Below are 16,774 nucleotides of genomic sequence, written 5' to 3'. Positions count from 1 at the left end.
ACCGCCACCCAGCCACCGGGGCAGCCATCGAAACCGACAATCCAGCGCCCGTTCATGCCGTTGGCCCGGGATGGCGGCCACAAGTCACTGGGGCATCGAGACGCATGGGACCCGCCTTCAGAAAAAGCGAAACCCCCGTCACCGAAGGTGCGGGGGTTCGTTTCGTCGACCGGGGTCGAATCAGCCCAGACGCTCGCGGATGCGGGCGGCCTTGCCGGTACGACCACGCAGGTAGTAAAGCTTGGCGCGACGAACGTCACCGCGGCGCTTGACCGTGATCGAGGCGATCTGCGGGCTGTAGGTCTGGAAGACCCGCTCCAGGCCCTCGCCGTACGAGATCTTGCGCACGGTGAAGGAGGAGTTCAGGCCACGATTGCGCTTGGCAATCACGACGCCCTCGAACGCCTGCAGGCGCTCACGATCGCCCTCGGTTACCCGCACGTCGACGGAAACCGTGTCGCCGGGGCCGAACTCCGGCACCTCGCGGGTCATTTGATCGGCTTCGATTTTCTTGATGATCTCGCTCATTTTCCGCCACCTGTTATCAATCGCGTGTCTGATTGGCCGGGGTCGTCATCGCCGCCCGCAAGCCAGTGTCTTTCCAGTGCCGACCGTTCGTCGTCGGTCGGCCCGTGTTGCAAAAATAGGTCCGGACGTCGCCGGGCCGTGGTCATCAGGGCCTGCTCGGCCCGCCATTCGGCGATCCGTCGGTGATCGCCGCTGGACAGCACCGCCGGCACGCCGCGTCCTTCCCATTCCGGCGGCCGCGTGTAGTGGGGGTGATCCAGCCGGTCGGCCTCGAAGGAATCCTCGACAACCGACTGCGCGTCCCCGACCACGTCCGGCAGCCGTCGCGCGATCGCGTCGACCACCACCATCGCCGCCAGCTCGCCCCCGGAGAGCACCAGGTCCCCGAGGGAGTACTCGACATCCACCCGGGAGTCGAGTATCCGCTGGTCGAAGCCCTCGTAGCGACCGCAGACCAGCACCAGCGGCTGCTCTCGCTCCGCCCAGTCGGCGATCACGTGCCGATCGAGCCGCTGCCCCTGCGGCGAAAGCGCCACGACCAATGGCCGTTTCGCGCCGGCGTCCATCACCGCCGCATCGATCGCCCCGCTGATCGGTTCCGGCTGGAGCAGCATGCCCGGCCCGCCGCCAAAGGGGCGATCGTCCACCCTACGGTTCCGATCGGTCGACCAGTCGCGCGGGTTGTAGCCGGCAACGTTCAACCGACCCTTCTCGATGGCGGAGCGGACCATGCCGCAGCGGTTCCCCGCGTCCACCAGTTCGGGGAACAGGGTCACCACCGAAATCCGCATCAGAAGTCGGGGTCCCAGTCGACCTCGATCCGGCGGGCATCGAGGTCGACCGACCGGATCACCTCGTCGGGCAGAAAGGGAATCAAGCGCTCCCGATCCCCGTGGACGACCAGCACGTCGTTCGCGCCGGTCTCCATCATGTCCTTCACCTCGCCCAGCACCTGGCCGGAGTGATGGACCACGTCACAACCGATCAGGTCGCGCCAGTAGTATTCGTCCGGGCCGGCCGGCGGCAGGGAGTCACGTCCGACAACCACCTCGGCCCGCCCCAGCGACTCGACGGCCGTGCGGTCGTCGAGGCCGGCGATCTTGACGGTCACGCCCTTGGGGTGGAACGTCAGCTTCTCTATCTGCGCCGGGCGCGTTTCGCCGCGCTCGGTGCGCAGGGTGACGTCACGGTACCGCTTGATGTTCTCGATCGGTCGAGTGAACACCTGCAGCCACACCCAGCCCTTGATGCCGTGGGGACGACCCAGCTGGGCGATGACGACCGGATCGACCGGTTCCGCCGACGCCGTCACCGCTTACTCGGCGGCAGCAGTCGCCTGCTTCTTGCTCTGGCGAACCAGCGAGGCAACGCGCTCGCTGGTCTGCGCACCGCGCTCCTGCCAGAAGGCCAGGCGATCGAGGTCCAGGCGCAGGCGCTCTTCCTGACCACGGGCGACCGGGTTGAAGAACCCGAGGCGCTCGACGTACGAGCCGCTGTCACGCGCGTTGCGCTTGTCGGTGACGACGACGTGGTAGAAGGGCTTCTTTTTGGCACCAGTACGAGCCAGACGAATCTTGACCATAACGCTTAACGATTCCTGTTGGATAAGTGACTGCCAGACTGCGTCGTCGACGACGCCGGCCAGCCATCTGACCGATCTCGCAGCCTCGGCAATTCACCGAGGGAAATTCAAGTGGCGCGATTTTACGGATTTTTGCGCAGAAATAAAGACCTGCGACCCACCGATTTTTCGGCGGGCCTTCGGGTCCGGCGGCGCCATTGACGCTCAGGCGTCGTACGGGTCCCGCAGAACGATGGTTTCCTCGCGGTCCGGACCGGTCGAGATCAGGTCCACCGGCACGCCGGTCAGTTCCTCGATCCGCCGGATGTAGGCGCGCGCCTCGTCGGGAAGGTCGTCGACATCCTTTACGCCCACGGTGGTCGCCTGCCAGCCGGGCATCGACTCGTAGACCGGCACGCAACGCGAGTAGGTATCGGCCGAGAACGGCGCGCTCTCGATGCGCTGACCCTCGATCTCGTAGCCGATGCAGATCCGCACCTCTTCCATGCCGTCGAGCACGTCGAGCTTGGTCAGGCACAGGCCCGAGAGGCTGTTGATCTGCACGGCGCGACGCAGGGCGACGGCGTCGAACCAGCCGCAGCGCCGCGCCCGGCCGGTGGTCGAACCGAATTCGTGACCGCGCTTGGCCAGCCGCTCGCCGATCTCGTCCTCGAGCTCGGTCGGGAACGGCCCGCCACCGACCCGCGTGGTGTAGGCCTTGGTGATCCCGAGCACGTAGTCGAGCTCGAGCGGACCGACGCCACTGCCGGTGGAGGCCCCGCCGGCGGTGGTGTTCGAGGAGGTCACGTACGGGTAGGTGCCGTGGTCGATGTCCAGCAGCGTGCCTTGCGCGCCCTCGAACATCAGGTTGCGACCTTGTGCGCGCATCGCCGCCAGCGTGCCCGGCACGTCGCCCACCATCGGCGCGAGGATCTCGGCCTGGGCCAGCAGCCGGTCGAGCGTCTGCTGGAAGTCGATCGGCTCGGCGCCGAAGTACTGGCGCAACACGAAGTTGTGGTAGTCGAGCACTTCGCCGAGCTTCGCGGCCAGCCGCTCGCGGTGGAAGATGTCCTCGAGGCGGATGCCGCGGCGGGCGACCTTGTCCTCGTAGGCCGGGCCGATTCCACGGCCGGTGGTGCCGATCTTCTGCTCCCCGCGGGCATGCTCGCGGGCCTTGTCCAGCGCGACGTGGTGCGGCAGGATCAGCGGGCAGGCCTCGGAGAGCATCAGGCGATCGGAGGCCGGCACGCCACGGGACTCGAGCTGCTCGATCTCCTCGATCAGCGCGTCCGGGGCCAGCACCACGCCATTGCCGATCAGGCACTTGACGCCCTCGCGCAGGATGCCCGACGGGATCAGGTGCAGGACGGTCTTCTCGCCGTCGATCACCAGGGTATGTCCGGCGTTGTGCCCGCCCTGGAAGCGCACGACCGCGCCGACGTTCTCCGTCAGCAGGTCGACGACCTTGCCCTTGCCCTCGTCGCCCCACTGGGACCCGAGAACGACCACACTCTTACCCATGGTCCAATTCACCTGTTAGCTGCCAAGTTTGTGTCTGTCCGTCGTCGACGGCGGCCAGTCGCGGCGCGCCGTCGGGAATCGATTTCGTCGTGATCACGCGATAGCCCTGCTCGCGCAATTCGCTCACCGCCCGATCGAGGGCGGCGTCGTTGAGTCGTGCCGGCGCGTAGGCGGTCGGACGCACCGACGCCTCGTCGTCCGCCTCGCCCAACAGGTCGCGCAGGTCGAGCGAGAAGCCCAGCGCCGGGCGCGAGCGACCGAACACCTGGCCAATGTCGTCGTAGCGACCGCCGCGGGCGATCTCCCGCCCCATGCGCGGCGAGTACGCCGCGTAGACCAGCCCGGTCTGGTAGTGGTAGCCGTGCAGCTCGGACAGGTCGACCAGCACCTCGCCATCGACGCGGGCGTCGATCGCCTCGGCCACGGTGGCGAGGCGATCGAGCGCCGCCCGCCCGTCGGCGTCAAGCAGCCCGTCCAGACGCTGCCGGGCCTGCTCGACCGTCGCCCGCCACGGCCCGTGCAGCTCGCAAAGCGCCTCGATGGCCTCGGCGAGCGGCGTCGCCAGCGACCAGTCCGCGAGCGTCTGACGGATCTCGGGAATGGCCTTGCGGGTGAGCGCGTCACGCAAGCGATCCTCGCGGGAGGCGTCCAGCCCGGCGGCGCGGACCAGGGAGCGAAACACGCCCACGTGACCGAGATCCAGCGTCATCTGCCGGCAACCACCGACCGCCAGCGCCTCGGTCATCAAGGAGATCACCTCCACGTCCGCCTCCGGCCCGTCGACGCCGAACAGCTCGGCACCGACCTGCATCGGCGCGCGCGAACCGCCCAGCCCGTCGGTCTTGGCGCGGATCACGGTACCGATGTAGCACAACCGCCGCTCGTCGACCGGCGGCAGGCTGTGGGCATCCATCCGCGCGACCTGCGGGGTCATGTCGGCCCGCACCCCCAGCTGACGGCCGGACAGGCCGTCGGTCACCTTTAGCGTCTCGAGATCGAGATCCTCGCCGGTGCCGACCAGCAGCGTGTCGATGAACTCCACCATCGGCGGTACCACCAGCTCGTACCCCCATCGATCGAAGGTTTCGAGCATGCGGGTACGAACGCGCTCAATGCGGCGTGCCTGCGCGGGCAGGACCTCGTCGATGCCGGCCGGCAGAATCCAGGGGGACTGATTGCTCATTGCGGTTGCAGGGTGTCGAGTGTGTCGTGGACGAAAGGCCGAGGCGGGACACGGCACGGGCAAAACCCGCGTATTGTAAACGCGGCACACAAAAAACCCCAGCCCGGGCTGGGGTTCTTGATTGACGATGGCCCCGGCAACCGGCCGCGCGGGCTAGCCCCAGACCCAGAGCGCCAGGCCGATCAGTAGCATCGCCAGCGCAATGCTCCGCATGCGCGCATCGGGCGTCAGGGCGAGCTGCGCGACCGCCTTGCGGTAGGTGCGCGGGCTGATGAACGGCAGCAGCGCCTCGATGATCAGCACCAGGCCGAGCACCCGCAACAGGTCGTCCATCATGACCGACGGCCCTTAGCGCGCCGGCAGCGCGTCGTCCTCCGATTCGCTCCCGCCATTCGGCGACTCGAAGTAGCGGAGGAACGGGCTATCCGGGCTGAGGATGAAGGTGTCGCTGCCGTTGGCGAATACCTTCTGGTATGCCTGGATGCTGCGATAGAAGGAGAAGAACTCCTCGTCCTGACCGAAGGACTCGGCATAGACGCGAGCGGCCTCGGCATCGCCCTCGCCTCGCAGCTCGTCCGCCTCGCGCTCGGCCTCGGAGATGATCACCACGCGCTGACGGTCGGCATCGGAGGTGATGCGCTTGGCCTGCTCCTCACCGCGCGAGCGGATGGCCTTGGCCACGGTCGAGCGCTCCTTCTCCATGCGCGAATAGACCGACTCGCGCACTTCCTGCGGCAGCTCGATGCGCATGATCCGCACGTCGACGATCTCCAGACCCAGCCCCGAGATGTCCTCGTTGGTGGTCTCGATCACGTTGCGCATGAACAGGTCGCGATCCCCGGAGACCACCTCGGCGATGGTGCGGCTGGAGATCTGGCTCTTCATGCTGTCCTTGACGATCTGGTTCAGGCGGCTCTCGGCCACGGTCTCACGACCGCGGGTCGCCCGGTAGAAGTCGGCCGGATTCGTGATGCGCCACTTGATGTAGTAGTCGACGATCAGGTTCTTCTTCTCGCTGGTCAGAAAACGCTCCGGCGGCGTGGACAGCGAGAGGATGCGCGTGTCGAACAGGCGCACCGAGTTCACGAACGGCAACTTGAAGTGCAGGCCGGGCTCGAAATCGGTCTCGACGATCTCACCCAGGCGGAACTTCACGCCCTCCTGGTATTCGGCCACCTGGAAGGTCGCGGTCGCATAGAGGAACACGACCACGACGATGATCGGCAGCAGCAGGCGCGTCACCCAGTTCATTCGGACCCCCTGGTACGCAGACCGGAACGGTTGTTGTTGGAACTGCCGGTCTCACCGCCGGACGGGAAGTTCGTCGACAGTGACGGCACCGCGAGCGGTGCACCGTCACGCAGGTCGCTGTCCTGCATCACGTTGCCCTTGTTGACCGGCGGCAGGTTCAGGATGTTGTTGGCGTTTTCCGGGTCGACCACGATCTTGTTGCCCTTGGCGTAGATCTCGCCGAGCGTGTCGATGTAGATGCGCTCGCGGATGATCGACGGGGCGATCTTGTAGGACGCCAGCAGCGCGTCGAAACGGGCGGCCTCACCCTCTGCCTGGTTGATCACGCGGGACTGGTAGCCCTTGGCCTGCTCCAGGATCTGCGCGGCGTCGCCTCGGGCACGCGGCACCACCTGGTTGGCGTAGGCCAGTGCCTCGTTGATGTAGCGCTGTTCGTCCTCGCGGGCCCGGATGGCGTCCTCGAAGGCCGGCTGGACCGGCTCGGGCGGCTGCACGTCCTGCAGGTTGACCGAGCGGACGGTCAGGCCGGTCTGGTAGGACTCGAGCAGTTCCTGCATGCGGGTGCGCACCGCGTCGACGATCTCGACCCGACCGTCGGTCAGGACGTAGTCCATGCGGCTCGAGCCGATGACCTCGCGGATCGCGCTCTGCATGACGTCCTGCAACGTGCTGTTGGGATCGCGGACATTGAACAGGAACTCGACCGGGTCGCGCACCGTGAACTGGCTGGCCAGGTCGACGTCGACGATGTTCTCGTCGTTCGTCAGCACGGTCATGCTCAGTTCACGATCGCGGTACTCGTCGACATTGACGGTGACCACGTCCGAGATCGGGTACGGCGGGTGCCAGTGCGGCCCCGGGCCGGCGGTGCTGGTGTACTTGCCGAAGGTCAGCACGACGCCGCGCTGACCCTCGTCGACGATGTAGATACCGGAGATCAGCCAGCCGATCAGCACGATACCGAGGATCGCGAGGATCCCCTTGGACCCGCCGGCGTTGCCCATGCCGCCACCTCCGCCGAAGCGGTCCTTCAGGCGTCCGAGGGCTTCGTCGATGTTGGGCGGCTTGCCGCCCCGGCCGCGGGGATTCGACCAGGGATCCTTACCGCCACCCGGCTCGTTCCAGGCCATGGGCTTCTCCAGTGATTGCCGCCGGCGAATCCGGCGGGCATGGGTATGTTCGCTTGACTACTCGAGGCGCAACCCGCCCGTCGGGCGGAAAGCAGCGCCAAAGTGTAGTGGCCGTGGCCGGGCGTGGCAACCGCCGTGCGGCAGGAGTCAGTGATCGGACTCGCGTTCGGCCAGGACCTGCTCGAACGGTTCGGGCGGCGTGGGCTCGGGGGCGTCGATCACCATGTCGGCCAACGTCGGCTCTTTCTTCAGCAATTGCCCCCAGCGGGCGATCGGCAGGTTGATCTCCAGCTGCCAGCCCTCCTCGTCGACCGACTCGTCGAGCACGGCGCCCTCGCCCTGCAGCTGGGCATACAGCCGTCCGTCGGCCATGGGGATGAACAGCCGCCGCGTGACACTGCTCGGCTCGAGGCGTTCGCCCAGTGCCTCGCGCAACTCGTCGAGACCGCGGGCATCGCGCGCCGACACCCACACCCGGACGGGACGATTGGCGGCGTCGCGATCGACGCGTACCGCGCCGTCCTCGAGCCGGTCGATCTTGTTCATCACGTCCAGGCGCGGCATCTTGCCGGCGCCGATTTCCTCGAGCACCGCCTCGACGTCCTCGATCTGCCGATCGCGCTCCGGCGAGGACGCGTCGACCACGTGCAGCAACAGGTCGGCCTCGAGGGTCTCCTCGAGAGTCGAGCGGAACGCGGAGACCAGTTCGTGGGGCAGGTGGCGGATGAAGCCGACCGTGTCGGCGAACACCACCGTCAGCTGCGGGGTCATCTCGACGCGACGCAGCGTGGTGTCGAGCGTGGCGAAGAGCTGGTCGGCCGCAAAGGATTCGGCCACGGTCAGGGCGTTGAACAGGGTCGACTTGCCGGCGTTGGTGTAGCCGACCAGCGCCACGGTGGGCACGTCGGACTGCTGGCGTCCCTTGCGCCCCTCGGCGCGCTGCCGGCGCACACGGGCGATGCGTTCCTTGAGCTGCTTGATGCGCCCCCCGAGAAGGCGGCGATCCATCTCCAGCTGGGTCTCGCCCGGCCCGCGCAGGCCGATCGAGCCGCCGCGCTGGCGCTCGAGGTGGGTCCAGCCGCGCACCAGTCGGGTCGAGAGGTGATTGAGCTGGGCCAGTTCGACCTGCAGCTTGCCCTCGTGCGAGCGCGCCCGCTGGGCGAAGATGTCGAGGATCAGGCCGGTGCGATCCAGCACGCGGCACTTGACCAGCCGCTCGAGGTTGCGCTCCTGGGAGGGCGAGAGCTGGGCGTTGACGATCACCAGCTCGGCCTCGTGAGCGGCGACCAGTTCGGCCAGCTCCTCGGCCTTGCCCTTGCCGATGAACAGGCGCGGGTCCGGGGTCTGTCGCTTGACCTCGCTCTCGGCGAGGATCTCGGCGCCGGCCGAGCGAACCAGCTCGCGGAACTCCGCCAGGTCCTCGTTGGAATCCACCGCGCGCTGCTCGACGTGCAGCAACACGGCCCGTTCACCGCCCTCGTGGCGCTCGAAGAACTCCATCGGGCTTATTCGTCACCCCCACCGTCGCGGCCCTCGCCCTTGGGCTCGGGATCGATGTTCACCGGCCGGGTGGGCACAATGGTGCTGATGGCGTGCTTGTAGACCAGCTGGGACACGTTGTTCTTCAGGAGGACGACGAAGTTGTCGAACGAGTCGATCTGGCCCTGCAGCTTGATGCCGTTGCGCAAGTAGATGGACACCGGGATGTGCTCGCGGCGCAGGGTGTTGAGAAACGGTTCTTGCAATGACTGGCTTTTGGCCATGGTGATTCCTCTTGTTGGTTATACGGCCTCTCCAGCCGGTCGGCCGTTCTCGGCGGCCTGGGGACCCCGTTGACACGACCGCCGCGACAAGCGGGCAATGGCCGTAACGATGGGGACGCCTGCCGGCAATTCAATCAGGGAAAAGTGTAGGGGAATTGCGGGCGGCCGACAGGCCGAGTGATCGCTCGCCCCGTCGAACCCGGTCGATGGCACACGACCCCACTTCAAGATACCGACGCGTCGAGAAAGTTCATTATGCGCGACTCGACCCGATCGACCGCCTCGGCGTCCATCGCCTCCCAGCGCGGCGCGGCGCGCAGCCAGGTGCGCTGTCGCTTGGCCAATTGCCGCGTGGCGGTGATCGCCCGCTCGCGCATGGTCGCGAAATCCCACTCGCCGGCCAGGTGCGACCAGGCCTGGCGATAGCCGACCGCCCGCATCGAGGGCAGCCCGGGATGCAGGTCCCCTCGGGCAGTCAGGGCCTCGACCTCGGCGAGAAAGCCCGCCTCGAGCATCGCATCGAAGCGTTCGGCGACCGCCCGGCGGGTGTGAGCCGTGCTCGGCGGCCAGAGGGCGATCGCCAGCAACGTCTCTCCAGCCAGCGGCGAGACCGGCGGGTGTGCCGCCTGCCAGGCGGTCAGGCTCTTGCCGGTGGCGCGAAAGACCTCCAGCGCCCGGCCGATCCGTTGCGGGTCGGTGGCGTGGATGCGCGCGGCGGCCACCGGGTCGACCTCGGCCAGCTGCCGATGCATGGCCGGCCAGCCGACCGCCGCCGCCTCGTCGGCAACGGCCTCGCGCACGCCCTCATCGGTCGGCGGCAGGCGCGAGAGTCCCTCGAGCAGGGCCTGGAAGTACATCATCGTCCCGCCGACCAGCAGCGGCACCCGGCCCGCCTCGCGCGCCGCGTCGATCGCGGTCACCGCATCGCGGCAGAATGCCTCGACGCTGTAGCTCTCGGCCGGATCGCGGATGTCGACCAGGGCGTGCGGGTAGCGCGCCAGCAGGTCCGCCGGCGGCTTGGCGGTGCCGATGTCCATGCCGCGGTAGATCATCACCGAGTCGACCGAGATGATCGACACCGGCAGCCGGTCGGCCAGGCGCATGGCAAGTGCGGTCTTGCCCGAGGCGGTCGGCCCGGCGATGGCGACGATGGGCAGGGTCTCCGCGCCCACCGTCACTGTCCCCGCATGAACCAGCGATCGAGCTCCTCGATCGTCAGCCGACGCCAGGTGGGCCGGCCGTGGTTGCACTGATCCGAGCGCTCGGTACGCTCCATGTCGCGCAGCAGGGCGTTCATCTCGGCCACGGTCAGGCGCCGATTGGCGCGCACCGAACCATGGCAGGCCATCGTCGAGAGGATCTCGTCGATCCGATCGTCGATCACCGCGCGGGGCACGTCGCCGCCTGCCAGCGGCAGGCGGCGCATCTCGGCCAGCATCTCGCGCACCAGCGTCTCGATATCCGCCTCGCGCAGCATCACGGGCACCTCGCGCACCCGCACGCGCTCGGGCCCGACCCGGTCGAGCACCACCCCGGCCGCGGCGAACGCCTCCTGCCAGGCCTCGAAGGCCTCCGCCTCCGACGGCGAGACGGCGAGATCCACCGGCAGCAGCAACGGCGCGGCCGAGAGCACCCGCTCGCGCCAGCTCTGCTTGAGCCGCTCGTAGGTGACCCGCTCCGCGGCGGCGTGGGCATCGACGATGACCAGCCCGTCGCGATTGCGCGCCAGGATGTAGATCTCGCCCAGGTGGGCGATGGCGTAACCGAGCGGCGGAATCTCCTCGTCCACCGGCAGCGGCTCGGCCACGCCGCGATCGCCGCCCTCGCCGAGTCGCCCCTGTTCGAGCAGGGAGAAATAGCCTTGCGCCGCGCGACCGCCACTGGCGACCGACGGGCCGGGCGATCGATTGAGCAATGGACTGGTCGACACGCCCGGCGGGACGCCGTCGAACGGCATGGCGCGGGCCATCGCCTCGACCGACTCGCCATGGGCAGCGCCCGAGGACGCAACCCCGCCCGGGGTCGCCAGGGCCCGGTGTACCGACTGGAACAGGAAGTCGTGCACCCCGCGGGCGTCGCGAAAGCGCACCTCGGCCTTGGTCGGGTGCACGTTGACGTCCACGGCCGCCGGGTCGAGTGTCAGGGAGAGCACGTAGGCCGGGTGACGGGCGTGGTGCAGCACGTCGCTGTAGGCGCGGCGGATGGCGTGGGCGACCAGCCGGTCGCGCACCACCCGGCCGTTGACGAAGAACAGCTGCTGATCGGTGGAGGCGCGGGCATACTGCGGGCTGGCCACCAGCCCCTGAAGGGCGAACCCCGAGGCCGAGGCGTCGATCTCGCGCGCCTGCTCCAGAAAGCCCTGACCGAGCACGGCGGCAATGCGCGACTCGATCGCGTCGAGCTCGACCGACGGCAGGTCGAGCACCACGCGATCGTTGTGCGTCAGGCGGAAGGCGACCCCGGGATTGGCCAGCGCGAGCTTGCGCAGCAACTGATCGACGTGACCGAACTCGGTGCGCTCGGTACGCAGAAACTTGCGCCGCGCGGGCACGTTGAAGAACAGGTCGCGCACGTCGACCAGCGTGCCGGGCTTCGCCGGCGTCGGGCGGGGCTCGTCGAAAACGCCCGGGGCAAGCTCCCAGCCGTGGTCATGCTCGGCGGTGCGCGAGACCAGTCGCAGGCGCGAGATCGACTGGATGCTCGCCAGCGCCTCGCCGCGAAAGCCGAAACTGGCCACCGCCTCGAGGTCATCCAGGTCGCGGATCTTGCTGGTCGCGTGCGGGGAGATCGCCAGCGGCAGTTGCTCCGGGGGCATGCCGTGGCCGTTGTCACGCACGGACAATTGCTTGACCCCACCGGCGACCACCTGGACCTCGACCCGGTCGGCGCCGGCATCGAGCGCGTTCTCCACCAGTTCCTTGATCACGCTGGCCGGGCGCTCGACCACCTCGCCGGCGGCGATCTGGTTGACCAGGGACTGCGGCAGTTGGCGGATCTCGGCCATGGGGCTCCCGGGAAGGTGATCACGAAGCGAAAGCCCGTGATTGTCGCCCGCCGGCCTGCCGGGAGACAAGCATGGCGATACCCCGCCGGCCTGCAGGGTTCAGATCATGGCGTAGCGGGTGCCCTGCGGGGCGTGGGCCGTGTAGTAGCTGTTCACCCCCTCGAGAATGGACTGGGCGATCTGGCGCTGGTACTGCGAGGAGCGCAACCGCACCTCCTCGTCGGGATTACTGATGAAGGCGCTCTCCACCAGAATGGAAGGGATGTCCGGCGACTTGAGCACCGCAAACCCCGCTTGCTGGACATCGCGCTTGTGCAGCTTGGCCACGTTGCCGATGCGTCCGAGCACTCGATCGGCAAAATCAAGGCTCGACTCCAGCGTCTTGGTCTGCGCCAGGTCGAGCAACACCGAGGCGACGTCCTCGTCATGCCCCGAGAGCGACGCCCCACCGACGAAGTCGGCGCTGTTCTCCTTGGCGGCCAGCCAGCGGGCGGCCTCGGAACTGGCACCGTTCTGGCTCAGGCAGTAGACCGAGGCCCCCTTGGCCGAGGCCAGGCGGAAGGCGTCGGCGTGCACCGAGATGAACAGGTCGGCCTCGTGACGCCGCGCGATCTCGGTGCGCTGTCGCAGCGGGATGAAGCGATCGTCCTCGCGGGTCATCACCGGCGTCAGGCCGGGGGTCGCCTCGATCAGGTCGCGCAGCTGCAGGCCGATGTTGAGCACGATGTCCTTTTCCCGCGTGCCGCGACGGCCGATGGCGCCGGGGTCCTTGCCGCCGTGGCCCGGATCGATCGCCACCACAAGGTCGCGGAACGCGCCCGAACTCGACCTTGCGGAAGATTCCTGGCGCGGGACATCCGGGCGCTCGGCGATCACGGTTTCCGCACCGCCACCGTGGGGCAGGTCGATCACCAGCCGGTGAGACCCGCCGCCGGTGGGTGGCAGGATGATGATCTGCGGGCGGGCCCGCTTCTTGAGGTCGAACACGAGACGCAGGTCGTGGCCGTTGCGCACACCGACGCGCAGGCCCTTGACCACCGGGGAGTCCGGGGTCGACGGCAGGGATACGTCCTTGAGCCGGGCCGAGTGCACATCGATGACCGCGCGCGCCGGGTCGTCGAGCAGCAGCGTGTCGAAATCGACCGGGTCGGAAATGGCGAAGACGTAACGGGTAAAGCCGTCGTGGCTCCCCGCCTCGACGCGAGAGACATCGACCGCCCGGCCGGCCAGCGCTGGACCGGCCAGGGGAAGACCGAAGGCCGCTGCCCCGGTGCCCAGCGCCATGCGCAGGAAGCGGCGGCGATCGGCGGTCAGCAAGGCAAGTGCATCACGGTCAGATTGGGATGAGTTGTTCATGCTCCACCTCTGGCAACACAGCCCCAAGAACGTGTCGTACGACACGGTTCCTACAGTGTGCGCCAAAAGGGATTTTTTTCAACAATTGCAAGAAGATAGCGCGCACTCCTTAACCCGATACGAGGAGCCCGCTTACCAAATATGGCACCCATGAGACAGATGCGGCACAAGATGATGTGGTTTCAAAGGCGTTGAAAAAACGCCACACCCAACGGCCGACCCGCTCAGTCGACGGCAAGCCCTGCCAACCAGGCCGCTCCCAGCGCCGTGAGCGGGCGGCAGGCAACATCCCGGTGATCGGGGTGATCCACCGTGCCACGCAGGGACAGTTCGAGGTCGGCCACGAGCTCGCCGTGGGCCTGGCTCAGCCACTCCACCAGGAACAGCGCCTGGTCGACCTCGTCGCGCACGCCGAGGTAGTCGAGTTCCTCGGGGTCGGCCAACCGGTAGAGGTCGAGATGCAGCACCCGGGACGGTCCGCCCGGGCCGGCCGCCACGTCGTAGGGCTCGACCAGCGTGTAGGTGGGACTGCGGATGGTGCCTTCCACCCCCAGCGCACGCAGGAACGCCCGGGCGAAGGTCGACTTGCCGGCGCCGAGCTCGCCGCGCAGCGACAGCACGCCCGCCGGGGGCGCCACCGCCGCCAGGCGGGCGGCGAACGACTCGACGGCCGCCTGGTCGAGCCCGTCCCGCCGCACCCTGTCGTCGGCGTGGGTCACGAGACCATTCCCGGCAAGGCATCGCCTCCCGCCGAACCTATCCGCCGCCAGCCCGAGCAAGCCGGGGCGATCCGACCGTTCAACCGCCCCCGGATCGCCTCGAACAGGTCGCCGGCGGCCATGCCCCACTCGCCACGGGCTGCCCCCTCGATCTCGCCGGCCTCGGCGTGCAGACAGACCCCCAGCTCCATCGCGGCAGAGCGCGACAGCCCCATGCCGAGCAACGCGCCGAGCAGGCCGGCCAGGACATCCCCGGTGCCGGCGGTGGCCAGCGCCGCGCCCCCCCGCTGGCAGACCGCCACTCGCCCGCCGGCGACCAGCACGCTGCCGGCCCCCTTGAGCACCACGGCGCAGCCGAGCCGATCGGCGAGCATGCGGGCCGCACCCAGGCGGTCGGCATTGATCGCATCGGTATCGCATTCGAGCAGCATGGCCGCCTCGCCCGGGTGCGGCGTGACCACCGCCTCCCGGTCGCGCAACGAATTCGGCCCCAGCAGGCGCAGCGCATCGGCATCCACCACCAGCGGCAAGGGACAGTCGCGCAACGCCCGCCAGACGGCCATCGCCCAGGCATCGCGTCCCAGCCCGGGGCCGACCACCACACTGGTCGCCAGGGCGGCAAGCCGCAGCAGCTCCTGGGCCGAGTCGACCCCGTGCACGATAAGCTCGGGGCGGCCGACATTGAGCGTCGCGGCATGATCGGGGTGGGTGGCGACGATGACCTTGCCGGCCCCGGCACGCAGGGCCGCCTCCGCGGCCAGGCGCGCGGCGCCGGGCATGCCGCGATTGCCGGCCGCGACCAGCACCGTGCCGAAGCGCCCCTTGTGCCCGTCGACCGCACGCGGGCCGAGGTGCGCGCCACCGGCAAGCAACTCGAGCGGGGGCTCGTCGGCGGACTCGATCGGGCAGCCGAGGTCGGCCAGTACACGTTCGCCACAGGCGGCCAGAGCCGGGCCGGTGCTCAGGCCACGCTTGATGCCGAGAAACGTCACCGTGACGTCGGCCGGCAGGGTCAACGGGTCGACCGCCCCGCGGTCCGCGTCGACGCCCGACGGCAGGTCCACCGCCAGCACGCCCGGGCGCTGGTCGCGCGCGTCCACCGCACGGTAGACGCGCTGGAGAAAGGTGGCCGCCTCGCCCGCGATGGCACGGTCCAGGCCGATACCGAACAGGGCATCGACCACCACGTCGGCGCCCGCGAGCGCCGCGTCGATGGCCGCCGGCTCGTCCCGCACCTCGCTCCCGGGTGCAGCCGACATCAACGCCGACCAGGCGTGGGCGGCACTGCCCTGAAACTCCGGCCGACGCCAACCCAGCAGATCGACCGCCAGCCCGGCCTCGCGGGCCAGCCGGGCGATCACCAGCCCGTCGCCGCCGTTCTGACCCGGGCCGACCAGCACGGCCAGTCGCCGGGCATCCGGCCAGCGCTCACGCAGTTCGGCAAAGGCCGCGCCTCCGGCACGCTCCATCAGGCCGTAGGGATCCACCCCGCCGGCGAACAGCGCCCGCTCGTGGGACTGGATGGCCGCCACCGACCAGGCGCGCGTCAGGCACGGGTCGGCAGCGGGGCGAACGAGACGGGGGACGGCCATGGCTTGGGCGACCTGCTCAGCCGAGGATGTCGGGGCGCGGCAGGAAACCCAGCGCATCGAAGGCGCGCTGGAGTGTCGGGCGGGCACGGGCTGCGGCGCGCTCGGCGCCCTTGGCCAGGATGGCGTCCAGCCCCGCCTCGTCCGCGCGGATCTCGCGGTAGCGCGCCGTGATCGGCTCGAGATGCGCGATCACCGCCTCGCCGGTCTCCACCTTGAGCTTGCCGTAGCCCTCGCCCGCCAGCCGGTTCTCGATCGACTCGATCGACTCGTCGCCGAAGATCGACAACAGCGTCATCAGGTTGGAGACACCCGGCTTGTTCTCCGGGTCGAAGCGGATCTCCGTGTCCGAGTCGGTGACCGCCTTCTTGAACTTCTTGAGGATCTTCTTCGGCTCGTCGAGCAGGGCCACGTAGCTGGCCTCGCTGGGGTCGGACTTCGACATCTTGGCAGTCGGGTCCTGCAGCGACATCACCCGCGCGCCGGCCTTGGGGATGAACGGCTCGGGCACGGTGAAGATGTCGCCGTAGAGCTTGTTGAACCGCATGGCGAGATCGCGGGTGAGCTCGAGGTGCTGCTTCTGGTCGGCGCCGACCGGCACGTGGGTGGCCTGATAGAGCAGGATGTCGGCGGCCATCAGCACGGGGTAGTCGAACAGGCCGGCGTTGATGTTCGCCTGGTGGCGCTGCGACTTGTCCTTGAACTGGGTCATGCGCTCGAGCTCGCCCATGTAGGTGTAGCAGTTGAGCACCCAGCCCAGCTCGGCGTGCGCGGGGACGTGGGACTGGACGAACAGCGTGCTCTTGTCCGGATCGAGCCCGCAGGCGAGATACAGGGCGAGGAAGTCGTAGCAGCGCGAGCGGAACTCGGCCGGGTCCTGGCGCACGGTGATCGCGTGCAGGTCGACCAGCATGAACAGCGCGTCGTGCGTGTCCTGCATGGTCACCCAGTTGCGGATCGCGCCGACGTAGTGGCTGATGAGCAACTGGCCGGAGGGCTGGATGCCGGAGAGCACCACCGGCGGCTTGGCATTCTTGGACATAGGATGTGGCTTCTTCAAGCGGATGGATACGGCATGTTCCGGGCCGGGCGGAAAATCCCCCTGCCCGCCCCGCCAGGGGCGGAACATCATAGCAAAGGCCCGACGAGCGTCATTGACCACCTATCCT

The 16,774-nt window shown here is 68.5% G+C and carries 17 protein-coding genes; all 17 read right to left on the bottom strand.

From position 1 onward, the window contains the following. Positions 1-180: 180 nt before the first annotated feature. On the bottom strand, positions 181-528 hold the full coding sequence (gene rplS, locus ACLFRM_RS06050) for a 50S ribosomal protein L19 (protein WP_410754824.1): 348 nt from the start codon (positions 526-528) through the stop codon (positions 181-183). Then, a complete protein-coding gene (gene trmD / locus ACLFRM_RS06045; protein WP_410754823.1) occupies positions 525-1,319 on the bottom strand; it encodes a tRNA (guanosine(37)-N1)-methyltransferase TrmD in 795 nt (264 codons plus the stop codon). Before trmD ends, rplS begins: the two co-directional genes overlap by 4 nt. Further along, positions 1,319-1,840, bottom strand: coding sequence for a ribosome maturation factor RimM (gene rimM / locus ACLFRM_RS06040; protein ID WP_410754822.1), 522 nt, complete (start codon positions 1,838-1,840; stop codon positions 1,319-1,321). Before rimM ends, trmD begins: the two co-directional genes overlap by 1 nt. Before the next feature lie 3 nt (positions 1,841-1,843). Next, on the bottom strand, positions 1,844-2,110 hold the full coding sequence (gene rpsP, locus ACLFRM_RS06035; RefSeq protein WP_125197731.1) for a 30S ribosomal protein S16: 267 nt from the start codon (positions 2,108-2,110) through the stop codon (positions 1,844-1,846). 204 nt (positions 2,111-2,314) lie between these two features. Then, a complete protein-coding gene (locus ACLFRM_RS06030; RefSeq protein WP_410754821.1) occupies positions 2,315-3,610 on the bottom strand; it encodes an adenylosuccinate synthase in 1,296 nt (431 codons plus the stop codon). Beyond that, positions 3,603-4,793, bottom strand: a complete 1,191-nt coding sequence (locus ACLFRM_RS06025) for an ATP phosphoribosyltransferase regulatory subunit (RefSeq protein WP_410754820.1) — start codon at positions 4,791-4,793, stop codon at positions 3,603-3,605. Before ACLFRM_RS06025 ends, ACLFRM_RS06030 begins: the two co-directional genes overlap by 8 nt. A gap of 153 nt (positions 4,794-4,946) precedes the next feature. Continuing rightward, the gene (locus ACLFRM_RS06020; RefSeq protein WP_410754819.1) at positions 4,947-5,129 is read right to left on the bottom strand and encodes a DUF2065 domain-containing protein; all 183 of its coding nucleotides are present in this window, start codon (positions 5,127-5,129) and stop codon (positions 4,947-4,949) included. 12 nt (positions 5,130-5,141) lie between these two features. Beyond that, positions 5,142-6,044, bottom strand: a complete 903-nt coding sequence (hflC, locus tag ACLFRM_RS06015; protein ID WP_410754818.1) for a protease modulator HflC — start codon at positions 6,042-6,044, stop codon at positions 5,142-5,144. After that, a complete protein-coding gene (hflK, locus tag ACLFRM_RS06010) occupies positions 6,041-7,174 on the bottom strand; it encodes an FtsH protease activity modulator HflK (protein WP_410754817.1) in 1,134 nt (377 codons plus the stop codon). The genes hflC and hflK overlap by 4 nt, the downstream gene beginning before the upstream one ends. A gap of 147 nt (positions 7,175-7,321) precedes the next feature. Then, positions 7,322-8,674, bottom strand: a complete 1,353-nt coding sequence (hflX, locus tag ACLFRM_RS06005) for a ribosome rescue GTPase HflX (protein ID WP_410754816.1) — start codon at positions 8,672-8,674, stop codon at positions 7,322-7,324. 5 nt (positions 8,675-8,679) lie between these two features. Continuing rightward, entirely contained in the window at positions 8,680-8,937 is a 258-nt protein-coding gene (gene hfq / locus ACLFRM_RS06000) for an RNA chaperone Hfq (protein WP_322521062.1), read from the bottom strand. A gap of 224 nt (positions 8,938-9,161) precedes the next feature. Then, complete coding sequence (gene miaA / locus ACLFRM_RS05995; RefSeq protein ID WP_410754815.1) at positions 9,162-10,109, bottom strand: tRNA (adenosine(37)-N6)-dimethylallyltransferase MiaA; 948 nt, start codon at positions 10,107-10,109, stop codon at positions 9,162-9,164. Between the two features lie 2 nt (positions 10,110-10,111). Continuing rightward, on the bottom strand, positions 10,112-11,941 hold the full coding sequence (gene mutL / locus ACLFRM_RS05990) for a DNA mismatch repair endonuclease MutL (protein ID WP_410754814.1): 1,830 nt from the start codon (positions 11,939-11,941) through the stop codon (positions 10,112-10,114). A gap of 99 nt (positions 11,942-12,040) precedes the next feature. Beyond that, a complete protein-coding gene (locus tag ACLFRM_RS05985) occupies positions 12,041-13,297 on the bottom strand; it encodes an N-acetylmuramoyl-L-alanine amidase (RefSeq protein ID WP_410754813.1) in 1,257 nt (418 codons plus the stop codon). 224 nt (positions 13,298-13,521) lie between these two features. Continuing rightward, positions 13,522-14,016, bottom strand: coding sequence for a tRNA (adenosine(37)-N6)-threonylcarbamoyltransferase complex ATPase subunit type 1 TsaE (gene tsaE / locus ACLFRM_RS05980; RefSeq protein ID WP_410754812.1), 495 nt, complete (start codon positions 14,014-14,016; stop codon positions 13,522-13,524). Then, a complete protein-coding gene (locus ACLFRM_RS05975; RefSeq protein ID WP_410754811.1) occupies positions 14,013-15,608 on the bottom strand; it encodes an NAD(P)H-hydrate dehydratase in 1,596 nt (531 codons plus the stop codon). The genes tsaE and ACLFRM_RS05975 overlap by 4 nt, the downstream gene beginning before the upstream one ends. A gap of 16 nt (positions 15,609-15,624) precedes the next feature. Then, complete coding sequence (gene trpS, locus ACLFRM_RS05970; RefSeq protein ID WP_410754810.1) at positions 15,625-16,647, bottom strand: tryptophan--tRNA ligase; 1,023 nt, start codon at positions 16,645-16,647, stop codon at positions 15,625-15,627. Between the last annotated feature and the right edge of the window lie 127 nt (positions 16,648-16,774).

It is taken from the genome of Guyparkeria sp., from assembly GCF_046540515.1.
Classification (GTDB): domain Bacteria; phylum Pseudomonadota; class Gammaproteobacteria; order Halothiobacillales; family Halothiobacillaceae; genus Guyparkeria.
This window is presented reverse-complemented; position numbering and strand designations above follow the sequence as displayed.